Origin of the sequence: Kitasatospora sp. NPDC089913 (assembly GCF_044748625.1) — a bacterium.
Taxonomy (GTDB): Bacteria; Actinomycetota; Actinomycetes; order Streptomycetales; family Streptomycetaceae; genus Kitasatospora.
Window position 1 is genome coordinate 111,333 of record NZ_JBIVGI010000001.1, and the last position, 20,797, is coordinate 132,129.

A 20,797-nucleotide genomic window follows, 5' to 3' on the forward strand; every position below is an offset into this window, starting at 1 on the left:
GTGGGGGTTCGGCGGGGGCTCCGGGGGTGTGGCTTGGTTTCCGGGGTGCGGCGGGGCTTCCGGGGTCCGGTGGACGTCGGGGTTCCCCCCGATGCGTCCCTGAACCTTTCCCTGAACTCGGGCCCTGCACCCCCGAACGGTGGCCCGCCCGGCCGGTCCCGGGGCTACGGTGGAACCCTCGGTGGGCCGGCCCGCGTTGGGCCCGGTGGGGGCCGGTTCGGCTGGTGGAAGGCGGCGTGTGATGGAGATTCTCGGCGTGTTGCTCGGAGTCGCCCTGCTCCTCGGGCTCGGGGTGGTGGTGCTCGTCGTCATCGGCCTGATCAAGGCGGCCCGGGCGGTCGGCGAGAAGGTGGAACGCCAGGAGGCCAAGGCCCGACGGGCCGTGGAGAACGTCACGCTCAAGGCGAAGTCCTACACCCAGACCGGTCCGCAGGGGCAGATCTCCGCCGTCCGGCTGGGCCTGCGGACCTCGCTGGACGGCACCCGGCGGGTCCTCGAGGGCGCCGTCGGCCAGGACGGCCAGCTCGGCGAGGCGCTCGCGCTGCTGGGCCGTCTGGACGCCCACGCGGCGGAGCTGGACGGCGAACTGCGGATGCTGGAGCGCGAACCGGACACCGGACGGGTCGCGGCGAAGCTGCCCGAGCTGCGCGAGCGGGCGGAGCGGATCACGCACTCGGCGGAGACCATGCGGTGGGCGGCGCAGGACCGGATGCACCGGTTCGCGGCCGACGAGCTGGGGCGGCTGAGCCGGGAGTGCGAGGACGAGGCGGGGGCGCTGCGGCACTGGGACACCGTGCCGGGGGGTGCGGGGGCGGGGTCCGCCGCGTCGGCTTCTGCTTCGGGGGTTTCTGCTTCGGGGGTTTCGGGTTCGGGGGTTTCGGCTTCGGCTTCGGTCCCGGGCGACCCGGGTGTCGGCGCGGCCGCCGCGGGGGCTCCGGGGGCGGCACGGGAGACGGGCGGCGCCCGCCGTGGGCTCACGGACGGACGGGGCGGCCGGCCCAGCGCCGAGGAGCTCCTCGGCCTCACCGATCCGGTGACCAAGCTGGCGCAGCGGCTGCGGAAGCCGACCACCGGCCCCTCGGCCGGCTGAGCGCCTCCGGATGCTGCCGACCGGCCCGAGCTGGGAGTAACCTCCGCCTCATGCCCGCCGACCTCGCACTTGTCACCGACTCCACCGCCTACCTGCCGCAGCAGGCCGTCGACCGGCACCGGATCACCATCGTCCCGCTGAGCGTCGCGGTCGGCGACGAGGTGCGCGCGGAGGGCGTCGAGATCTCCCCGAAGGACGTGGCCGAGGCACTGCGCGGCAAGCACCGGGTGACCACCTCGCGACCCAACCCGGAAGCCTTCTCGGCCGCCTACCGGGCGGCCGCCGAGAGCGGCGCGCGCGGCATCGTCTCGGTCCACATCTCCGGCGAGCTGTCCGGGACGGTGGAGGCCGCCCGGCTGGCGGCCGCCGAGTCGCCCGTCCCGGTGCGGGTGGTGGACAGCCGGCTGGTCGGCATGGCGCTCGGGTACGGGGTGCTGGCGGCGGCCGAGGCGATCGAGGCCGGGCAGGAGCTCGACGAGGCGGCGGCGGCCGTCGTGCGCCGGACCGCCGGGACCGGCGGTTTCTTCTACGTCGACACGCTGGAGTACCTGCGCCGGGGCGGTCGGATCGGCGCCGCGCGGGCACTGCTGGGTTCGGCGCTGGCGGTGAAGCCGCTGCTGCACCTGGCCGGAGGGCGGATCGAGCCGCTGGAGAAGGTGCGCACGTCGGCCCGGGCGATCGCCCGGCTGGAGGAGATCGCGGTCGAGCGGGCGGGGGAACGGGAGGTCGACATCGCCGTCCACCACCTGGCGGCGGAGGACCGGGCCGAGCCGCTGGCGGAGCGGCTGCGCGGGCGGATTCCGGGGCTGCGCGAACTGTACGTGGCCGAGGTGGGCGCGGTGATCGGCGCGCATGTCGGGCCGGGGCTGCTGGCGGTGGTGGTCTCGCCCCGGTGAGTCCGGCCGGGGCCGGGGCGGCTGCGGTGGCTGCGGCGGCCCGCATGTCAACGCCGGTCGGCCCTTCTCACTCCTGAGGGTGTGCTCGGCTGTCCACAACCCCCGGGTTTTCCACAGGCTTTCCGTAAAATCCGCGCGCTTCTCGGCCGCTTCCTACCGTGCTCCGCATGACGAACCTGCGCATCGGCGCACGCAAGCGCCACGAGATCCGTCGGGCCAACGAGACCGCCCGGCTGCGGATGGCGGCCCTGCTGCCAGCGGCGGCCGACCTGCCGGACAGCGAGCCCTCGGTGTACGCGGCCTCGCCGCCGGGCCGGGGCGACGGCGGTCCGCGCGGTGGACCGCGCGGTGGACCGCGAGGCGGCGCCTCCGAGGGGCCGACCGAGGGCGGGCCCGGGGGCGGGTCGGGCGGGCCGTTCGCCGGCGGAGTCTCCGAGGGCGTGCCGCCGGGCGCCGGGGCCGAAGGCGGTGAACCGGGCCTCTCGGACCCGGTGGCGGGTGCGGTGCCGCCAGGTCCGCCGTTGCCGCCGTTGCCAGCGGAGCATCCACTGATGCTCGAACGCCGGGCGGCGGTCGGCCTGCTCGTTCTCCTGCTGCTCGCCGTCGGCTACGGCGTCCAGCACTTCTGGCTCGCCCGGCCGCAACCGGTCGAGGTGCCGACGGTCGCCGTCGGCCCGGTGGCGCCGACCGGGACCTCGGGCACGAGTCCGTCCGGCGGAGGGCCGGTACCCCTGGGAGACGGCACCGGCGGTGGGGCTCCCGCCGCCGTGGTGGTCGACATCGGCGGCCGGGTCGTCACCCCGGGCGTCCACACCCTGCCGAACGGATCCAGGGTGGCGGACGCGCTGAGGGTGGCGGGCGGACCGCTGCCGGGGGCGGACACCAGGAGCCTCAACCTGGCCCGGGTCCTGGCGGACGGCGAACAGATCCTCGTCGGTGAGCCGGGCCCCCAGCCGGCCGCAGGAGCGGGTCCGGGACCGCCCCCGGCCGGGCCGTCGAAGCAGCCGGTCAGCCTGAACCGCGCGACGCTCGAGCAGCTCGACACGCTTCCCGGCGTCGGCCCGACCCTCGCCCAGCGCATCATCGCCTTCCGCTCCTCCCACGGCGGTGCCTTCCGCTCGCTCGACCAACTCCGCCAGGTGAGCGGAGTGGGCGAGCACACCTACGCGGAACTCCGGCCGCTGCTCACCCTCTGACGGGTCGTTCGCCACTGTTGTGCGACGGCTTCCCCGCGTCCCCCGTGCCCGCGTGCCCCGTCCCCTCTCGCCTCTCCGTCCCATCGCCTCTCCGGCCCATCGCCTCTCCGGCCCGACGAAAGGAGGTGCCGTCATGGCCACCGTCCACGCCCCCACCCCCGACACGGAGCCCGTCACCGGTCCCTCCACCGGACCTCGGCCGGGGGACCTTCGACTGCTGCTGCCCGCCGGGGCCGCCTGGGCGGTGACCGCCGGGGTCCTCGGGCCCGGGGCCGGTCACGGCGCGGCCCTCGCGGTGGCGGCGGGCGCGGCGGCACTTCTCGGGTTGTTCCTCCTCGTTCTCGGGATCCGGGCGCTCACCGGACCTGCCGGGAGCCGCCCGGTCGCCGTGACCGCGGCGGTCGTCCTGCTCACGGCCGCCGCCGCTGCGGCCGCCACCCTCCTGCACACCGCCGATCTGCGCCGTGGGCCGCTGCCCGAACTGGCCCGCTCCGGCGGCCCGGTCCCGGACGTGGGCGTCGACCTCACCATCACCGGGGACCCACGGGTCCGGGTCTCCCGAAGCGCAGGGTCCGGTGCCGGGCAGAGCCTGCTCACCGTGGAGGCGGTCGTGGACCGCGTCACCGTCCCGGACGGCCTGCCGGAGGGCGAACCGGGTCCGCACATCGTCCGGACCCGCACACCCGTCACCGTCCTGGTGCGCGGCGAGGACGTGGCCGCCTGGGAGCCGCTGCTGCCGTCGGCCCGGCTGGTGGCCGAGGTGACCGTCCGGCCACCGGGGGAGGGCGACCACGAGTCGGCGGCGCTGCTGATCGCGCACGGCGAGCCGCGCGTGTCGGCGCCGCCGAGCCTCCCGCAGCGGGTCGCCGGGCGGCTCCGGTCGGGCCTGCGCTCGGCCACCGACGGCCTGCCGCCGGACGAGCGCGGACTGCTCCCGGGCCTCGTCGTGGGCGACACCTCCCGGCTGCCGGACGACCTCCGGGAGGCGTTCCGGGACACCGACCTGACCCACCTGGTGGCCGTCAGCGGGGCCAATCTCGCGATCGTGCTGGGGGTGCTGCTCGGCGCCCCGGGTCGTGCCGGGACTGCCGAGCGACGCGGACTCGCCGCCCTGCTCGGGATCCCGCTGCGAACCACGGCCCTGGTGGGGGCGGCCGTGATCCTGGCCTTCGTCACGATCTGCCGCCCCGAGCCCAGCGTGCTCAGGGCGGCCGGCACCGGCCTGATCGGCCTGCTGGCGCTGGCCACCGGCCGTCCGCGCCGGGCGGTGCCGGCGCTGGCCGGCACCGTGCTGCTGCTGGTCCTCCTCGATCCGTACCTGGCCCGCTCCCTCGGCTTCCTGCTGTCGGTGCTCGCCACGGCCGGGCTGCTGGTGCTCGGCCCGCGTTGGGCGGACGCCCTCCGGGCACGGGGCTGGCCGCGGCACCTCGCGGGCGCGGTCGGTGCGACGGCCGCGGCGCAGGCGCTCTGCGCGCCGGTGACGGTGCTCCTCTCCGGACACGTCAGCCTGGTCGGGATCCCGTGCAATCTGCTGGCCGAACTGGCGGTGGCCCCGGCCACGCTGCTCGGCTTCGCGGTCCTGACCGCCGACCCGGTGTCTCCGGCACTGGCCCGGCTCCTCGCCGAGCCCGCCGCCGTGCCGACCGGCTGGCTGGCCTCGGTGGCGCGACACGGCGCCGAACTGCCCGGTGGCCGACTGTCCTGGCCGGTCGGGTGGTTCGGCACGGTGAGCCTCGCCGTCGGCACGGCCGCACTGTGCTGGACGGTTCCGTTGCTGCTGCCCCGGCGCCCGCCCGGGCCCCGCCGATGGCGCTCCCCGGGTGGATGGACCCGTCCGGTGGTGACCGGAGCGCTGCTGCTGGTCCTGCTGGCAGTGCTGCTGCGGCCACCGCCGCTGGCCCGGATCGCGACCGGCTGGCCGCCGCCCGGCTGGCGGCTGGTCATGTGCGACGTGGGGCAGGGCGACATGGTGGTGCTGCCGGTGCCGCCCGAGGGCGGGGGACCGCCGGACAGCGCGGTGGTGGTGGACGCGGGGCCGGATCCGCAGGAGGCCGACCGCTGTCTGCGTGATCTCGGGATCGACCGGGTGCCGCTCTTCCTGGCGACACACTTCCACGCGGACCACGTCGAGGGGCTGCCGGGAGTACTGCGCGGCCGGAGGGTCGGGGTGGTGGAGGGCACGGCGGTGGACGATCCGCCGGGCGAGGCCGCCCGGGTCGCGGACTGGGTGGCGCGGGCCGAGATCCCGTTGGTACGGGCCGCTCCGGGGGAGCGCCGGTCGGCGGGGCCGGGGGTGTCGTGGGAGGTGCTGTGGCCGGACGGAGAGGAGTCCGCGGTGGTGTCGGGTCCCAACAACGCGAGTGTCGTGCTGAGGGTGGCGGTGGCGGGAGGTCTGCGTTTCGTCCTGTTGGGCGACCTGGAGCCGCCGGCCCAGGAAGCGCTGCTGAGCCGGCTGAGGGTGGCCGGGAAGGAGAACGAGGTGGACGTGCTGAAGGTGGCGCACCACGGCTCGGCCTATCAGGACTGGTCCCTGATCGGGGCGTTGAGCCCTCGGCTGGCTCTGATCTCCTGCGGGGAGGGCAATCCGTACGGTCATCCGTCGCCGCGGACGGTAGACCGGCTGAGGGCTCTGGGCGCCACGGTGCTGCGTACGGACCGGGCGGGCGACATCGCCGTGACCGGTGCCGGCCCGGGTGACCTCGGTGCCTCCGTCCACCCGCGCGGGGACCGCCCCGGCCACGGCCGGTCCGGGCCCCGCTCCACCCGGGCGGCAGCGCCCGGCACCGGGCAGGCGGCGCGCGGGGGCCACGGCCCCCGCGCGCCGCCCGGGTGACGTCCACCACCGCCTTCCTCCCCGACCCCGAGAGTGGGGGTGGGAAATCGGGGGTCGGGGTTGGGGAGGAGGAGCGGGGGCGGGCCCAGCAGAAACGATTCTTCCAGCCGGGCCCGAGCGGCGCGCTCGGGCCCGGCGAGGACAGGCAGCCGGCGAGGGGAGAGCAGATGCGGCCGGGCCGGGCCAGGCCCGGCCGGACCGCGGGCCCCGCCGGCCGAGGCCAGGAGAAGGCATCCCGTTGCGCTCCGGGCCCGCCCGGAGCGCAACGGGGAGGGACGAACCGGAGCGGGCCGACGCACCAGGAGCGCCGAGCACCTCGCGTGGGAAGTCGGCCCGGCCGACTTCCCACGCGAGGTGCCCCACCCGAGGGGACGGGTCAGTGCTGCTCGCGCCAACCGTCGTGGGAGGCGGCGACGGCGTCGAGGGCCTGAAGGAGGGCCGGGGTCCAGCCGTGCTCGGGGGGTTCCACGACCACCAGCCACTGGGCGTCCTCGGCGTCGTCCTCCCCGGCGAGGGCGTCCCGGACGATCTCCGGCTCGTCGAGGTCGGGATGGTCTGCGCCGAGTTCCTCCGCGGCCTCCTCGGCGGCATCGCGGTCGGGCAGGACGAGCAGCTGCCGGGCGTGCGGGTCGAAGTCGTCCGGCACGTCGGCTGCGCCCGCGGCCGCGTCGCCGGCAACGGACTCGGCGCTGGGATCGGCAGTGGGCTCGGCCACGGGCTCGGTGGTGGAGTGTTCGGTCACCCGTCCATTCTCCAGGGCGGCCGGAGCTGTCCGTGCCCCGTGGGATGCTGGTAGGCGATGGCCAGGAAGAGTGCACCCGACGACCTGCTCGCCCCGCTGACCCTCGCGGTCGGCCAGGAGGAGCTGCTGCTGGACCGCGCGGTGGCGCAGGTGGTGGCCGCGGCGAAGGCCGCCGACCCGGACACCGACGTGCGGGACCTCCCGCCCGGGGGCCTTCAGCCCGGCAGCCTGGCCGAGCTCACGACCCCCTCGCTCTTCGCCGAGCGCAAGGTCATCGTGGTCCGGGCCGCGCAGGACCTCTCCGCCGACTCCGTGAAGGAGGTCAAGGCGTACATCGATGCCCCCGCCGAAGAAGTGATCATGGTGTTGGTGCACGCGGGCGGTGCCAAGGGCAAGGGCCTGCTGGACGCGGGCCGAAAGGCCGGCGGCCGCGAGGTGGCCTGCGCCAAGCTCGCCAAGGCGGGCGAGCGGCTGACCTTCGTGAAGGGCGAGTTCCGCACCCTCGGCCGATCGGCGACGCAGGAGGCCTGCCAGGCCCTGCTGGACGCGCTCGGCAGCGACCTGCGCGAGCTGGCGGCCGCGTGCAGCCAGCTGACCTCCGATGTCGAGGGCACCATCGACGAGACCGTGGTGGCCCGCTACTACAGCGGCCGGGCCGAGGCCACCGGCTTCGAGGTGGCGGACCTGGCGGTCACCGGCCGGGCCGCCGAGGCGCTGGAGCGCCTGCGCTGGGCCCTGGCGGTCGGCCAGCCGCCGACCGGTATCACCTACGCGCTGGCGTCCGGCGTGCGGAGCATCGGGCGGCTGGCGACGGCCGGGCGCAACATGCGCCCGGGCGACCTGGCCCGTGAGCTGGGCATGCCGCCGTGGAAGGTGGAGCGGGTCCGCCAGCAGATGCGCGGTTGGACGGGCGACGGCGTGGCCGTGGCGCTGACGGCGATCGCGCAGGCGGACGCCGCCGTCAAGGGCGGCTCCGACGACCCGGCCTTCGCCCTCGAGCGCGCGGTGGTCGCGGTGGCGAGGGCCGCCAGGGCCGGTTCCCGGCAGCCCTCGTACTGAGCCCGCCGGGGCCCGGCGACGGCCCCGGCCCCCGGGCGACGGCCCCGCCCCCGGCTACGGGCCGCCGATCGCCTTGAGCATGTCCCGGGTGTCGTCGAGCATGGCCTTGCGCACGGCCTCCCGGTCCAGGGTGTGGTTCTTGCCGACCTGGTAGTTGTCCGTCCAGTACAGCGAGTACGTCATGCCGCCGTCCCGGACCTGCAGGTAGTAGTTGATGTCGTGGAAGGTCTTGTCCGAGCTGGTCGGTTCGTCGCCGTAGGCGAGGTAGGCCTCCTCACCGAGGCCCGGCACGGGCGTGATCTCGTACTTCTGCTGCTCGAAGTACTGCCGCAGGGCGGCGAACTCCGGGGCGGAGTCGACGGTCCGGTGCAGTTCGGCCCGGATGTCGAGGGTGGCGTAGTCGGTGGTCTCGCTGTCGGACGGGGTGCGCTTCATCAGCGCGTAGCAGCGCATGACGTCCATGGAGTCGGTGCGGCCGACGTGTTCCAGCGGGTAGTTGTCCACCATCTTGTACTTGCCGCGGAACGCCGTGAGCTTGCCCGAGTCGCAGATCCGGTCGACCGCGTGGTAGCCGCGGAGGCTCTTCGCCGCGGACCCGTCGTCGACGAGGCCGGGCACCACGAGCACGGTGCCGGTCCAGACCGCCGAGGCGAGGATCGCGCCGACGAACGCCCAGGTCGCGTTGCGCCGCAGCCCGCCGCTCCGGCGGCCGCCCGGGGCGGGAGCGCCGGCCACCGCCGCCGCACCGGGCACCGTGGGTGCTCCAGGTCCTCCAGGTGCGCCGGGCGCACTGGGGAGGCCGGGTGGCGGGCCGAAGCCGGGCGGGCTGCTGGGAGCCGGCGGCTGCTGCGGGAAGCCGGCGAAACCGGATCCGTTCTGCGGCGACGGCGACGGTGCCGGTGAAGGTGATGACGGCGGCGGCGGTGTCCCCAATGTGTGCCCCCCTCGGGCCTGCGACGTGGGTGCCGGAGACCCGACCCTATCCGCCTGGCCGGGTGACCGTTCCCGGAAAGCGACGGCGAGCGGGCCGCCCCGGTTCCCGCCCCCGCCCGCCCCGGTTCCCGCCCCCGCCCGGACGGGCCCCGGAAACGCCGACTGCCCGCCCGGTGTGTACCGGGCGGGCAGTGGCGGGAAGTCCTGCGGGCAGGTACTTCCGGTCAATCCCTGTGCACCGCACCCGCGTGGCGAACGCAGGCCGCGTGCGGTGCGAAGTCTGTTGTGCGCCTCGGGGGTTCCGGGTAGAGGGCCGGGCGTCCCGAGGGGTGGGGCCGTCGTGCGGCCCCGAGGCGTCAGGCCTGGACGGCGGTGTTGACGCGCTTGGTGATGGCCGACTTCTTGTTGGCGGCCTGGTTGGCGTGGATGACGCCCTTGCTCACGGCCTTGTCCAGCGCCTTGGAGGCGGCGCGGGCCAGCTCGGTGGCCTTCTCGGTCTCGCCGGCGGCAGCGGCCTCACGGGCCTTGCGCAGAGCGGTCTTCAGCGAGGACTTGACGGCCTTGTTGCGCAGGCGCGCCTTCTCGTTGGTCTTGTTGCGCTTGATCTGGGACTTGATGTTCGCCACGAAAGTGCCTCAGTCTGTGAAATCGGTTCTGGGGGTCTCCCGGCCGGAGGCTGGGAGGGCTGCACCAGCGGCGCTCGGACCAGCTGAGAGGGCATGCCGGGGCCAGGTGCAGCCGCCAACGCTACCAGGGCGGGCGGGCCCGGCCCAAACCGGGCGGGCACGGCGCGGGCGCGCGGTGGACGTACCGCGGACGCGGGCCGCGCGCCGGGTGCCGGTCAGGCCCGCAGGAGCGGCTCGCCGTAGTGCTCGACCTCGGGGAACGGCCGGTAGAAGTGGTGCAGCAGCTCGCGCCACCGCTGGTACTCGGGGGAGCGGCGGAACCCCTCGGTGTGGTCGGTGAGGTTCTCCCACTCCACCTGGAGCAGGAAGCGGGAGCCGCGCCCCTCGTCCAGGCAGCGGCGCAGGGCCAGCGAGCGGAATCCGGGCCGGCCGGCGATCAGGGGGCGGGCCTCGGTGAAGGCGGCGAGGAATTCCTCCTCCTGGCCGGGCAGGACGTCGAGCAGAGCGCTTTCGAGGATCATGGCCCGCCATCCTGCCTCCCCGCCCGGCCCCTCGTCCCGCAGCCCCACCCCGCCGCCCCGCTACCCCGACCCCCTGCCGGCGCGCCCCGCAGCCACCCCGCGGTCACCCCGCGGCGCAGCCCCTGCGGGCCCCCGGGCGGCCCGAAGCCGACGGGTGGCGCGCGGTCCGCCCGCGGGAGGTGGGAAGATGGGAGGAACTATCTCGATCGGACGACCGTCCGGTCGCCCGGGAAGCCGGTCAGCGATGATCCGGACACCCCCGGCCCCCGGACCAACGGAGAATCGGACCAAGGTGCCCGCGACCCCCAGCAATGTGCCAGAGCCCAGCCGTACCGACCCGGCGCTGATCCGCAACTTCTGCATCATCGCCCACATCGACCACGGCAAGTCGACCCTCGCCGACCGGATGCTGCAGATCACCGGTGTGGTCGACCCGCGGCAGATGCGCGCCCAGTACCTCGACCGCATGGACATCGAGCGCGAGCGCGGCATCACGATCAAGTCGCAGGCCGTCCGTCTCCCGTGGGCGCCGAGGACCGGTCCCCACGCCGGGAACACGCACATCCTCAACATGATCGACACCCCGGGCCACGTGGACTTCACGTACGAGGTGTCGCGCTCCCTCGCGGCCTGCGAGGGCACCATCCTGGTCGTCGACGCGGCCCAGGGCATCGAGGCACAGACCCTCGCCAACCTGTACCTGGCGCTGGAGAACGACCTCACGATCGTCCCGGTGCTGAACAAGATCGACCTGCCGGCCGCGCAGCCGGAGAAGTACGCCGCGGAGATCGCCCACATCATCGGCTGCGACCCGTCCGACGTGCTCCAGGTCAGCGCCAAGACCGGTCTCGGTGTCGAGGACCTGCTGGACCACATCGTCAACACCGTCCCGGCCCCGGTCGGCGTCAAGGACGCCCCGGCCCGCGCGATGATCTTCGACTCGGTGTACGACTCCTACCGCGGCGTGGTCACCTACGTCCGTGTCGTGGACGGCCAGCTGACCAAGCGCGAGCGCATCGCGATGATGTCCACCGGCGCCACCCACGAGCTGCTGGAGATCGGCGTCATCTCGCCGGAGCCGAAGGTCGCCGACGGCCTGGGCGTCGGCGAGGTGGGCTACATCATCACCGGTGTGAAGGACGTCCGGCAGTCCAAGGTCGGTGACACCATCACCTCGATGCACAAGGGTGCGACCGAGGCGCTGGGCGGCTACAAGGACCCGCGTCCGATGGTCTTCTCCGGCCTCTACCCGCTGGACGGCTCGGACTACCCGCTGCTGCGCGACGCCCTGGACAAGCTGCGGCTGAACGACGCGGCACTGGTCTACGAGCCGGAGACCTCGGTCGCGCTCGGCTTCGGCTACCGCTGCGGCTTCCTCGGCCTGCTGCACCTGGAGATCATCCGGGAGCGCCTGGAGCGCGAGTTCAACCTCGACCTCATCTCCACCGCCCCGAACGTGGTCTACCGGGTGATCATGGAGGACGGCACCGAGCACACCGTCACCAACCCGAGCGAGTTCCCGGCCGGCAAGATCGCCGAGGTGTACGAGCCGGTCGTGCGCGGCACCATCCTGGCGCCGAACGAGTTCGTCGGCGCGATCATGGAGCTGTGCCAGTCCCGCCGCGGCAACCTCCAGGGCATGGACTACCTGTCCGAGGACCGGGTCGAGCTGCGCTACACCCTCCCGCTCGCGGAGATCGTCTTCGACTTCTTCGACCAGCTGAAGTCCAAGACCCGCGGGTACGCCTCCCTCGACTACGAGCCCATCGGCGAGCAGACCGCCGACCTGGTCAAGGTCGACATCCTGCTGCACGGCGACGCGGTGGACGCGTTCTCCGCGATCGTGCACAAGGACAAGGCCTACGGCTACGGCGTGATGATGGCCGGCAAGCTGCAGAAGCTGATCCCGCGCCAGCAGTTCGAGGTGCCGATCCAGGCCGCGATCGGCTCCCGGGTGATCGCCCGTGAGACCGTCCGCGCCATCCGCAAGGACGTCCTCGCCAAGTGCTACGGCGGTGACATCTCCCGCAAGCGGAAGCTGCTGGAGAAGCAGAAGGAGGGCAAGAAGCGGATGAAGATGGTCGGCCGGGTGGAGGTCCCGCAGGAGGCCTTCATCGCCGCGCTGTCCACCGACGCCGAGACCCCCAAGGGCGAGAAGAAGTAGCCCGCGGCGCCACCACGAGGGGCCCGGGACGCAGACCGCGTCCCGGGCCCCTCACGCGTGAGTCGCCGGACGCCCGCGTCGCCGGGCGCCCGCATCCCCGCGTCGCCGCCCGGGCCCGTCAGCGCAGCGACATCACCACGGTCTTCAGGATCGCCGCCTTGACCAGCCGTCCGGTCCGCCCGGTCAGCGCGCCGGGCCGCATCGAGTCGTCGCCGTGGATCAGCTGGACCAGTCCGTCGCGCCGGCCGAGGCTCAGGCACTGCACGGCGTAGCGGAAGGCGAACGGCTTGTCGGTGCGTCCGGCGAGCACCTTGCCCAGGTACTGGCCCTGCGGCAGGGCGGTGGCGCAGCCCATCCGGAGGGTGCCGGTGCCGGGGACGGTGACCTCGGCGGCGTCGCCGATCACGTACACCTCGGGGTGCGAGACCGACCGCAGGTGGTCGTCGACGATCGCCCGGCCGGCGGGGGTGACGGCGAGACCGGCCTCGGCGGCGAGCGGGTGCGGTTCCATCGAGGCGGCCCAGACGACGAGGTCGGCGGGGATCCGGCCGTCGGTGGTGGTGAGGCCCCCGGTGTCGACGGCGGTGACGGCGGTGTGCTCGTGGATCGCGACCCCGAGCCCGCGCAGCACCCGGTGGACGTGGCCGCGGCCCTTGGCCGAGAACCAGCCGCCGACCTGGTCGGCGGCGACGATCCGCACGGTCCAGTCGGGGTGGGCCTCGCCGAGTTCGGCGGCGATCTCGATGCCGGTGGCGCCGCCGCCGACCACGGCGACGGTGCCGGGGCGGTCGGCGGTGCGCAGCCGTTCGGCGATCCCGGCGGCGCGTTCGGCCGGGTAGGCGTGTTCGGCGGCGCCGGGGACGCCGTGCCAGGCGGTGCGGCTGCCGAGGGCGTGGACGAGGGTGTCGTAGGCGACGACCTCGCCGGTGTCGAGGACGATCTTGCGGCCGTCGAGGTCGATCGCGGTGGCGCGGGCCGCGATGTGGCGGACGGCGCGTCCGCGCAGCACCTCGGTGAGGGCGGGCCGGTGCTCGGGGTGCCCGGCGGCGGTCTCGTGCTGCCGGATGCGGTGCAGGAGCCGCTGCTCGGGGGCGATCAGGGTGACCTGCCCGCGCTTTCCGGCGCGGGTGGCGGCGGCGAGGCCCGCGTAGCCGGCACCCAGTACGACGATCTGCTTCTCGGTCATGTCGTCCCGCTCCTTCGTGGCGCCGTCGGCGGCGTCCTCCCGGCGCCCCCGGGGTGGCCCGGGGAGCGCTCTCCGCGTGTTCGGAAGGGGGACGACGGAGCCCGTCGGAGTGTGACGGTGACCTGCGTCACACCTCCGGCGTGGCGGTGGCGGGGTTGAGGTGGGTGAGCTTCTCCGGGTTGACCACGGTGTACGCCGAGGTGATCCGGCCGTCCGCGACGGTGAAGCCGACCACGCCGCCGACCACGCCCGGCTGCAGGTACCAGACGAGGCCGGGTTCGCCGTTGACCAGCGCGAACTCGATGACGGTGTCGGGGGTGCCCCACTTGGCGACCAGGCCGGCGACGAGCCGGGAGACCTTGTCGGCGCCGAACACCGGGCGGGCGCCGGCGGTGACGAGGCCGCCGCCGTCGGAGTGCCAGACCACCTCGGGGTCGAGGACGGCGAGCAGGCCCTCGATGTCGCCGCGGGCGGTGGCGGCGGCGAAGGCCTCGACGGCCTGCCGGTGCTCGGAGGGGTCGGCGGTGGCCCGGCGGCTGCCGTCCTTGACCCGGCGGCGGGCGCGGGAGGCGAGCTGCCGGGCGGCGTCGGGGCTGCGGTCGAGGGAGGCGGCGATCTCGTCGAAGCCGACGGCGAAGACGTCGTGCAGCACGAAGGCGGCGCGTTCGGCGGGGGTGAGCTGTTCGAGGACGGCGAGCAGGGCCAGCGAGACGGATTCGCCGAGTTCGGCGAGTTCGGCGGGGGAGGCGGGGCCGCTCTGGTAGGAGACGGACGGTTCGGGCAGCCATTCGCCGTAGTAGGACTCGCGGCGGGCGCGGGCCGAGCCGAGCTGGTCGTAGCAGAGGCGGGTGACGACGGTGGTGAGGAAGGCGCGGGGGTCGGCGACGTCGGCGCGGTCGGCGGCGCGCCAGCGCAGCCAGGCTTCCTGGAGGACGTCCTCGGCGTCGGTGAAGGAGCCGAGCATCCGGTAGGCGACGGAGCCGAGGTAGTGCCGGTTGGCCTCGAAGGCGTCCGGGGCGGTGCGGCCGGCGGGCGCCGCTTCGGTGCCGCCGCGGCCGGTGCTGCTGCGGCCGGTGCTGCCGGTGGCACTGCTGCCGGTGCTGCTGCGGCCGGTGCTGCCGGTGGCACTGCTGCCGGTGCTGGGCGCGGCGTTCCTCGCCGACGGGTCGTCACTCACGGCCCCACGGTAGCGCCCCGCCCTTCGGAGCGGCCGGGTGGGACGGCCCCGGACGTGCGGGAACCCGGGGCGTCCGGCCGTCGGGCCGGACGGCCCCGGGTTCGCCGGGACGGGACGGGACGCGGGCGGCGCGCGCGGAGGACGCGCGGCCGCGGCGGGGTGCTACTCGACCTCGGCGACCGCCTCGGCGAACTGCGCCTGGTAGAGCCGGGCGTAGGCCCCGTCGGCGGCGATCAGCTCGTCGTGGTCGCCCTGCTCGACGATGGAGCCGTTCTCCATCACCAGGATCACGTCGGCGTCCCGGATGGTGGAGAGCCGGTGGGCGATGACGAAGCTGGTGCGGCCGGTGCGCAGCCGGGCCATGGCCCGCTGGATGAGCACCTCGGTGCGGGTGTCGACGGAGCTGGTGGCCTCGTCGAGGACCAGGATCGACGGCTGGGCGAGGAAGGCGCGGGCGATGGTGATGAGCTGCTTCTCGCCGGCGCTGACGCCGGTGCCCTCGTCGTCGATGACCGTGTCGTAGCCGTCCGGCAGGGTGCGGACGAAGCGGTCGACGTGGGCGGCCCGGGCGGCCTCGACGACCTGCTCGCGGGTGGCGCCCTCGGCGCCGTAGGCGATGTTGTCGGCGATGGTGCCGCCGAACAGCCAGGTGTCCTGGAGGACCATGCCGATCCCGGAGCGCAGGTCCTCGCGGGACATGGCGGCGATGTCGACGCCGTCGAGGGTGATCCGTCCGGAGCTGACCTCGTAGAACCGCATCAGCAGGTTGACCATGGTGGTCTTGCCGGCGCCGGTGGGGCCGACGATGGCGACGGTCTGGCCGGGTTCGACCTTGAGCGAGAGGTCCTCGATGAGCGGCTTGTCGGGGTCGTAGCGGAACGCGACGTCCTGGAAGACCACCCGGCCGCGCAGGGTGTCGGGGCGTTCCGGCATGGCCGGTTCGGGGGTCTGCTCGGCCGAGTCGAGGAGTTCGAAGACGCGTTCGGCGGAGGCGACACCGGACTGCACCAGGTTGGCCATGCTGGCGACCTGGGTGAGCGGCTGGCTGAACTGCCGGGAGTACTGGATGAAGGCCTGGACGTCGCCGATGGACAGGGCGCCGCTGGCCACCCGCAGACCGCCGACGACGGCGATGAGCACGTACTGGAGGTTGCCGATGAGCATCATCGCGGGCTGGATGATGCCGGAGATGAACTGGGCCTTGAAGCTGGAGGCGTAGAGCGCCTCGTTGTGCTCGCGGAAGGTCTCGGCGGACTCCTTCTGCCGGCCGAAGACCTTGACCAGGGTGTGGCCGGTGTACATCTCCTCGATGTGCGCGTTGAGCTGTCCGGTGGAGCGCCACTGCTGGACGAACTGGGGCTGGGCGCGCTTGCCCACCCGGGTGGCGACCACGACGGACAGCGGGACGGCGATCAGCGCGATCAGCGCGAGCAGCCAGGAGATCCAGAACATCATGGCGAGCACGCCGACGACGGTGAGCAGCGAGTTGATCACCTGGCCGGTGGTCTGCTGCATGGTCTGGCTGATGTTGTCGATGTCGTTGGTGACGCGGCTGAGGACCTCGCCGCGGGGCTGCTTGTCGAAGTAGCTGAGCGGCAGCCGGGCGAGCTTGGCCTCGGTGTCCTGGCGCAGCCGGTAGCCGACGCGCTGGATGGCGCGGGCGGCGAGGCGGCCCTGGACGATGCCGAAGACGGCGGAGGCGACGTAGATGGCGAGGACCCAGAGCAGGACGCCGCCGATGGCGTCGAAGTCCATGCCCTGGCCGGGGGTGAAGTCGACCGAGGAGATCAGGTTGGCGAGGTCGCCGTCGCCGCGGGCGCGCATGGCGTCGACGATCTGCTCCTTGGAGGAGCCGGCCGGGAAGCGGGTGCTGACGACGCCGGCGAAGATGAGGTCCGTGGCGTGGCCGAGGATCTTGGGGCCGACGATGGCGGCGCCGATGCTGAGGACGCCGAGGCCGAGGACGCCGGCGATCAGGGCGCGTTCGGGGCGGAGCAGCTTGAGCAGCCGCTTGCCGGAGGTCTTGAAGTCCATGGACTTCTCGGCGCCCTGACCGCCCATGAAGCGGCCGGGTCCGGCGGGGCCGCGGCGCGCGGCGGCGGACTGGGAGTCACCGGCCGGCGCGCCGCCCGGGCCGCCCGGTCCGCCGGGCCGCCCGCCGGGTCCTCCGCCCGGCGCCTTGGCGAAGTCCGGACGTCCGCCGGGGCCGCCCGGGCCGCCCGGTGCTCCCGGTCCGCCCGGCCGTCCGCCGGGGGTGTTGCCGGACCCGGGTGCGGGCCTGTCGGGGCTGGTCACGCCGCCTCCTGCTCGGTGAGCTGGGAGAGCACGATCTCCCGGTACGTCGGGTTGCCGGCCATGAGCTCGCCGTGGGTGCCGGTGCCGACCACGGAGCCCTCGTCGAGGACGATGATCCGGTCGGCGTCGCGGATGGTGGAGACGCGCTGGGCCACGATCACGACGGTCGCCTCGGTGGTCTCGCGGGCGAGCGCCTTGCGCAGCTTGGCGTCGGTGGCGTAGTCGAGCGCGGAGAAGGAGTCGTCGAAGAGGTAGATGTCGGGCCGGCGCACCAGGGTGCGGGCGATGGCCAGGCGCTGGCGCTGGCCGCCGGAGACGTTGCCGCCGCCCTGGGCGATGGGCGCGTCGAGTCCCTCGGGGAACTTCTCGACGAACTCCTTGGCCTGCGCGATCTCCAGCGCGTGCCAGAGCTCCTCGTCGGTGGCGTCGGGCCGGCCGTAACGGAGGTTGCTGGCGACGGTGCCGGTGAACAGGTAGGGCTTCTGCGGGACGAGCCCGACGCTGTCCGAGACGGCGCCGGGGTCGAGTTCCCGGACGTCGACGCCGCCGAGCAGGACCTGGCCGGAGCTGACGTCGAAGAGCCGGGGGACGAGGCCGAGCAGGGTGGACTTGCCGCTGCCGGTGGAGCCGATGACGGCGGTGGTCTCGCCGGGGCGGGCGGTGATGTCGATGCCGCGCAGGACGGAGGCCTCGGCCCCGGGGTAGCGGAAGTCGACCTCGCGCAGTTCGAGGTGGCCGCGGCGCAGCACCTCGGTGACGGGGTCGGTGGGCGGTACGACGCTGGAGTCGGTGCCGAGCACTTCCTGGATGCGTTCGGCGCAGACCTCGGCGCGCGGCACCATCATGAACATGAAGGTGGCCATCATGACGCTCATCAGGATCTGCAGCAGGTAGGAGAGGAACGCGGTGAGCGCGCCGATCTCCATGTCGCCGCTGTTGATCCGGTGGGCGCCGAACCACAGGACGGCGACGCTGGAGACGTTGACGACCAGCATCACGCTCGGGAAGAGGTAGGCCATCAGCTTGCCGACCTGCAGCGAGACGCCGGTGAGGTCCTCGTTGGCGTCGGCGAAGCGGTTCTGCTCGTGGTCGTCCTTGACGAAGGCGCGGATCACCCGGATGCCGGTGATCTGCTCGCGCAGCACCCGGTTCACGGTGTCGATCTTCTCCTGCATGCTGCGGAAGCGCGGGCGGAGCTGGCGCACGAGCACGGCGACCACGACCGCGAGGGCGGGGACGACGGCCAGCAGCAGGCCGGAGAGCGGCACGTCCTGGTTGAGGGCCATGATGATGCCGCCGACGCACATGATCGGTGCCGCGACCATCATGGTGAACGACATCAGGACCAGCATCTGGACCTGCTGGACGTCGTTGGTGGTGCGGGTGATCAGGGACGGGGCGCCGAACTGGCCGACCTCGCGGGCGGAGAAGCCCTGCACGCGGTCGAAGACGGCGGCGCGGATGTCGCGGCCGACGGCCATGGCGGTGCGGGCCCCGTAGTAGACGGCGCAGATCGAGCAGAGGGTCTGGAGGACGGTGACGCCGATCATCACGGCGCCCACCTGCAGGATGTAGCCGGTGTCTCCCTTGATCACGCCGCTGTCGATGATGTCGGCGTTGAGCGTGGGCAGGTAGAGCAGCCCGAGGGTGGACACCAGCTGGAGCAGCACCAGCAGGGTGATCGGTCGGGAATAGGGGCGGAGATACGCCCTTAGCAGTCTGATCAGCACTGGCTCACTCTTGTCGTCGGCGGCGGCTTTGGCATCCCAATTCTCGTTGTTCGGAGGGCTCGTACAGCCGATTCCGGGCAAGCGAGCCGGATCTTTGTCCGGCTCTTTGCCGAACGTTCCGGGCGGCGGGGTGGTGCCGTGCACCGATGGTTCGGGAGGGTGCCAGCTCGGCCCGCCCTCTTACGGAATGACCGGTTTCCCCCTAGGCTGCTGACAGCCCTCTTGTTACTCACTGGTACCGGCCCGGTTTGCGTCAGGCGGGCCGGCGACCGCCCCCACGGCCGCCGCGCGTCCCGTCCGCGGTGCCGGTCCCAGCCGCAGACCCGTCCCTCCACGTCCATCGGACGGCCACCCGCCCCCGGAGGTCCTCGTTGAGTTCCGCGCAGTCCCTGATCGACTCCGGCCGTCCCGACCTCGTCGCCGGGCGCCCGACCTCCGTCGCCCATCTGTTCCAGGAGCGGGTCGCGCTGACCCCCGGCGGTGAGGCCTACCGCTACCCGGTGCCGGTGGACGAGCACGCGGCGGACAGCACCCCCGGCGCCGAGCAGTGGCGGTCGCTGACCTGGGCGCAGGCCGCGACCCGGGTGTACGCGGTGGCGGCGGGTCTGCTGTCGCTGGGCATCGAGGCCGAGGACCGGGTCGCGCTGGCCTCCTCCACCCGGCTGGAGTGGGTCCTGGCCGACCTCGGCAACATGTGCGCGGGCGCGGCCACCACGGCCGTCTACCCGAGCACCAATGCCGACGAGACCGCGTTCATCCTCTCCGACTCCGGCTCCCGGGCGATGTTCGCCGAGAACACCGCCCAGCTGGACAAGGTGGTCGCGGAGCTGGACCGGCTGCCCGCGCTGGAGACGGTGGTGCTCTTCGACGCGCCCGACGGGCCGCCGGAGGCCGGCCGGCTGAGGGTGCTCTCCTTCGCCGAGCTGGAGGTGCTCGGCACCGAGCACCTGGCCGCGCACCCGGACGCGGTCGAGAAGGCGGTCGCCGCGCTCGACAAGGAGCAGCTGGCGACCCTGATCTACACCTCCGGCACCACCGGCCGCCCCAAGGGCGTGCGGCTGGTGCACGACTGCTGGGCGTACGAGGGGCGGGCCCAGGAGGCCAGCGGGCTGCTGGCCTCCGACGACGTGCAGTTCATGTGGCTGCCGCTGTCGCACGTGTTCGGCAAGACCCTGATCTCGGGGCAGATCGCCACCGGCCACGTGATGGCGCTGGACGGCCGGGTGGACCGGATCATCCACAACCTGCCGGTGATCCGGCCGACCGTGATGGCCTCGGCGCCGCGGATCTTCGAGAAGGTCTACAACGGCATCGCCGGCAAGGCCAGGGCCGAGGGCGGCGCCAAGTACAAGATCTTCCTGTGGGCGGCCGGCACGGCCCGCGCCCACGCCCGCGCGGTGCAGGAGAGCCGGGTGGCGACCGGGGTCGGCACCGCCCCGCTGGGGCTGCGGCTGAAGCACGCGCTCGCCGACCGGCTGGTGTACTCGAAGATCCGGGCCGCGTTCGGCGGCCGGCTGCGCGGGGCGGTGTCCGGCAGTGCCGCGCTGGCGCCCGAGATCGGCTACTTCTTCGTCGGCGCGGGTGTGCCGATCCTGGAGGGTTACGGCCTGTCCGAGACCAGCGCCGGGTCCTGCGTCAACCGGGCCGAGGACATCCGGGTCGGCACGGTGGGCCGTCCGCTGCCGGGCACCGAGGTGCGGATCGCCGAGGACGGCGAGATCCTGCTGCGCGGTCCCGGGGTGATGCGCGGCTACCACAACCTGCCGGAGAAGACCGCCGAGGTGCTGGAGTCGGACGGCTGGTTCCACACCGAGGACATCGGCGAGCTGTCCCCGGACGGCTTCCTGCGGATCACCGACCGCAAGAAGGACCTGTTCAAGACCTCCGGCGGCAAGTACGTCGCGCCGAGCGAGGTGGAGGGCAAGTTCAAGGCGGTCTGCCCGTTCGTCAGCAACATCCTGGTGATCGGCAACGGCCGCAACTTCTGCACCGCGCTGATCGGCCTGGACGAGGCCGTGATCATGCCGTGGGCCGCCGAGCACGGAATGGCCGGAAGCTCGTACGCCGAGGTGACGGCCGACCCGCGGACCCACGAGCTGATCGAGGGCTTCGTCCGGCGGCTGAACGGCTCGCTGCAGCGCTGGCAGACGATCAAGCGGTTCCACCTGCTGCCGCGCGACCTGGACGTCGAGCACGGCGAGCTCACCCCGAGCCTGAAGATCAAGCGCCCGGTGGTCGAGCGGACCTACGCGGACGCGGTCACCGCGATGTACGCGGGCGCCAACGAGGCCTGAGCCCGGCCCGGCTGCGCCGCGTGCTCACGCCGTCCCGTACGGCCCGGGGGGATCA

At 73.6% G+C, this 20,797-nt stretch carries 15 protein-coding genes; 7 read left to right on the top strand and 8 right to left on the bottom strand.

The genetic code is table 11. From position 1 onward, the window contains the following. The first annotated feature begins 241 nt into the window (after positions 1–241). From ACIPYS_RS00500 to ACIPYS_RS00515, 4 genes are all read left to right on the top strand, one after another. Complete coding sequence (locus ACIPYS_RS00500) at positions 242–1,090, top strand: hypothetical protein (RefSeq protein WP_400741455.1); 849 nt, start codon at positions 242–244, stop codon at positions 1,088–1,090. Between the two features lie 50 nt (positions 1,091–1,140). Next, a complete protein-coding gene (locus ACIPYS_RS00505; RefSeq protein WP_093862085.1) occupies positions 1,141–1,986 on the top strand; it encodes a DegV family protein in 846 nt (281 codons plus the stop codon). Between the two features lie 167 nt (positions 1,987–2,153). Then, positions 2,154–3,182, top strand: coding sequence for a helix-hairpin-helix domain-containing protein (locus ACIPYS_RS00510; protein WP_400741458.1), 1,029 nt, complete (start codon positions 2,154–2,156; stop codon positions 3,180–3,182). 133 nt (positions 3,183–3,315) lie between these two features. Then, on the top strand, positions 3,316–6,015 hold the full coding sequence (locus ACIPYS_RS00515; protein ID WP_400741461.1) for a ComEC/Rec2 family competence protein: 2,700 nt from the start codon (positions 3,316–3,318) through the stop codon (positions 6,013–6,015). Between the two features lie 376 nt (positions 6,016–6,391). Here the strand turns inward: ACIPYS_RS00515 and ACIPYS_RS00520 are convergent, their stop codons facing one another. Next, positions 6,392–6,661, bottom strand: a complete 270-nt coding sequence (locus ACIPYS_RS00520; protein WP_400742802.1) for a hypothetical protein — start codon at positions 6,659–6,661, stop codon at positions 6,392–6,394. 153 nt (positions 6,662–6,814) lie between these two features. On the opposite strand from ACIPYS_RS00520, the gene holA reads away from it, so the two are divergent. Then, entirely contained in the window at positions 6,815–7,816 is a 1,002-nt protein-coding gene (holA, locus tag ACIPYS_RS00525; RefSeq protein WP_400741464.1) for a DNA polymerase III subunit delta, read from the top strand. A 54-nt stretch (positions 7,817–7,870) separates the two neighbouring features. Here the strand turns inward: holA and ACIPYS_RS00530 are convergent, their stop codons facing one another. The 3 genes from ACIPYS_RS00530 to ACIPYS_RS00540 form a co-directional block, all read right to left on the bottom strand. Next, complete coding sequence (locus ACIPYS_RS00530) at positions 7,871–8,569, bottom strand: hypothetical protein (RefSeq protein ID WP_400741467.1); 699 nt, start codon at positions 8,567–8,569, stop codon at positions 7,871–7,873. A 536-nt stretch (positions 8,570–9,105) separates the two neighbouring features. After that, a complete protein-coding gene (gene rpsT, locus ACIPYS_RS00535) occupies positions 9,106–9,375 on the bottom strand; it encodes a 30S ribosomal protein S20 (RefSeq protein ID WP_030309778.1) in 270 nt (89 codons plus the stop codon). A 215-nt stretch (positions 9,376–9,590) separates the two neighbouring features. Then, complete coding sequence (locus tag ACIPYS_RS00540) at positions 9,591–9,896, bottom strand: antibiotic biosynthesis monooxygenase (protein ID WP_093862089.1); 306 nt, start codon at positions 9,894–9,896, stop codon at positions 9,591–9,593. Between the two features lie 292 nt (positions 9,897–10,188). Between ACIPYS_RS00540 and lepA the strand changes: the two genes are divergently transcribed. Then, entirely contained in the window at positions 10,189–12,060 is a 1,872-nt protein-coding gene (lepA, locus tag ACIPYS_RS00545; RefSeq protein WP_093862090.1) for a translation elongation factor 4, read from the top strand. Positions 12,061–12,178: 118 nt separating this feature from the next. Here lepA and ACIPYS_RS00550 read toward each other — a convergent pair whose 3' ends face one another. The 4 genes from ACIPYS_RS00550 to ACIPYS_RS00565 all read right to left on the bottom strand — a co-directional run bounded on the left by ACIPYS_RS00550 (position 12,179) and on the right by ACIPYS_RS00565 (position 18,448). Then, complete coding sequence (locus ACIPYS_RS00550; protein WP_400741473.1) at positions 12,179–13,246, bottom strand: NAD(P)/FAD-dependent oxidoreductase; 1,068 nt, start codon at positions 13,244–13,246, stop codon at positions 12,179–12,181. A gap of 127 nt (positions 13,247–13,373) precedes the next feature. Beyond that, positions 13,374–14,423 carry an RNA polymerase sigma factor SigJ gene (gene sigJ, locus ACIPYS_RS00555; RefSeq protein WP_400741476.1) on the bottom strand — a complete coding sequence of 350 codons (1,050 nt, stop codon included), beginning with the start codon at positions 14,421–14,423 and terminating at the stop codon, positions 13,374–13,376. Between the two features lie 162 nt (positions 14,424–14,585). Continuing rightward, the gene (locus ACIPYS_RS00560) at positions 14,586–16,484 is read right to left on the bottom strand and encodes an ABC transporter ATP-binding protein (RefSeq protein WP_093862093.1); all 1,899 of its coding nucleotides are present in this window, start codon (positions 16,482–16,484) and stop codon (positions 14,586–14,588) included. Between the two features lie 230 nt (positions 16,485–16,714). Beyond that, positions 16,715–18,448 (bottom strand): ABC transporter ATP-binding protein, encoded by a 1,734-nt coding sequence (locus ACIPYS_RS00565; protein WP_093862095.1) that lies wholly within the window; start codon positions 18,446–18,448, stop codon positions 16,715–16,717. A gap of 371 nt (positions 18,449–18,819) precedes the next feature. Between ACIPYS_RS00565 and ACIPYS_RS00570 the strand changes: the two genes are divergently transcribed. After that, the gene (locus tag ACIPYS_RS00570; RefSeq protein ID WP_400741480.1) at positions 18,820–20,742 is read left to right on the top strand and encodes an AMP-dependent synthetase/ligase; all 1,923 of its coding nucleotides are present in this window, start codon (positions 18,820–18,822) and stop codon (positions 20,740–20,742) included. Positions 20,743–20,797: the final 55 nt, after the last annotated feature.

Bases quoted from the DNA above. Each gene is read 5' to 3' on its own strand.
- ACIPYS_RS00500 (WP_400741455.1), top strand. From the start codon at position 242: ATGGAGATTCTCGGCGTGTTGCTCGGAGTCGCCCTGCTCCTCGGGCTC.
- ACIPYS_RS00515 (WP_400741461.1), top strand. From the start codon at position 3,316: ATGGCCACCGTCCACGCCCCCACCCCCGACACGGAGCCCGTCACCGGT.
- holA (WP_400741464.1), top strand. From the start codon at position 6,815: ATGGCCAGGAAGAGTGCACCCGACGACCTGCTCGCCCCGCTGACCCTC.
- ACIPYS_RS00510 (WP_400741458.1), top strand. From the start codon at position 2,154: ATGACGAACCTGCGCATCGGCGCACGCAAGCGCCACGAGATCCGTCGG.
- ACIPYS_RS00540 (WP_093862089.1), bottom strand. From the start codon at position 9,896: ATGATCCTCGAAAGCGCTCTGCTCGACGTCCTGCCCGGCCAGGAGGAG.
- ACIPYS_RS00550 (WP_400741473.1), bottom strand. From the start codon at position 13,246: ATGACCGAGAAGCAGATCGTCGTACTGGGTGCCGGCTACGCGGGCCTC.
- ACIPYS_RS00560 (WP_093862093.1), bottom strand. From the start codon at position 16,484: ATGGGCGGTCAGGGCGCCGAGAAGTCCATGGACTTCAAGACCTCCGGC.
- ACIPYS_RS00505 (WP_093862085.1), top strand. From the start codon at position 1,141: ATGCCCGCCGACCTCGCACTTGTCACCGACTCCACCGCCTACCTGCCG.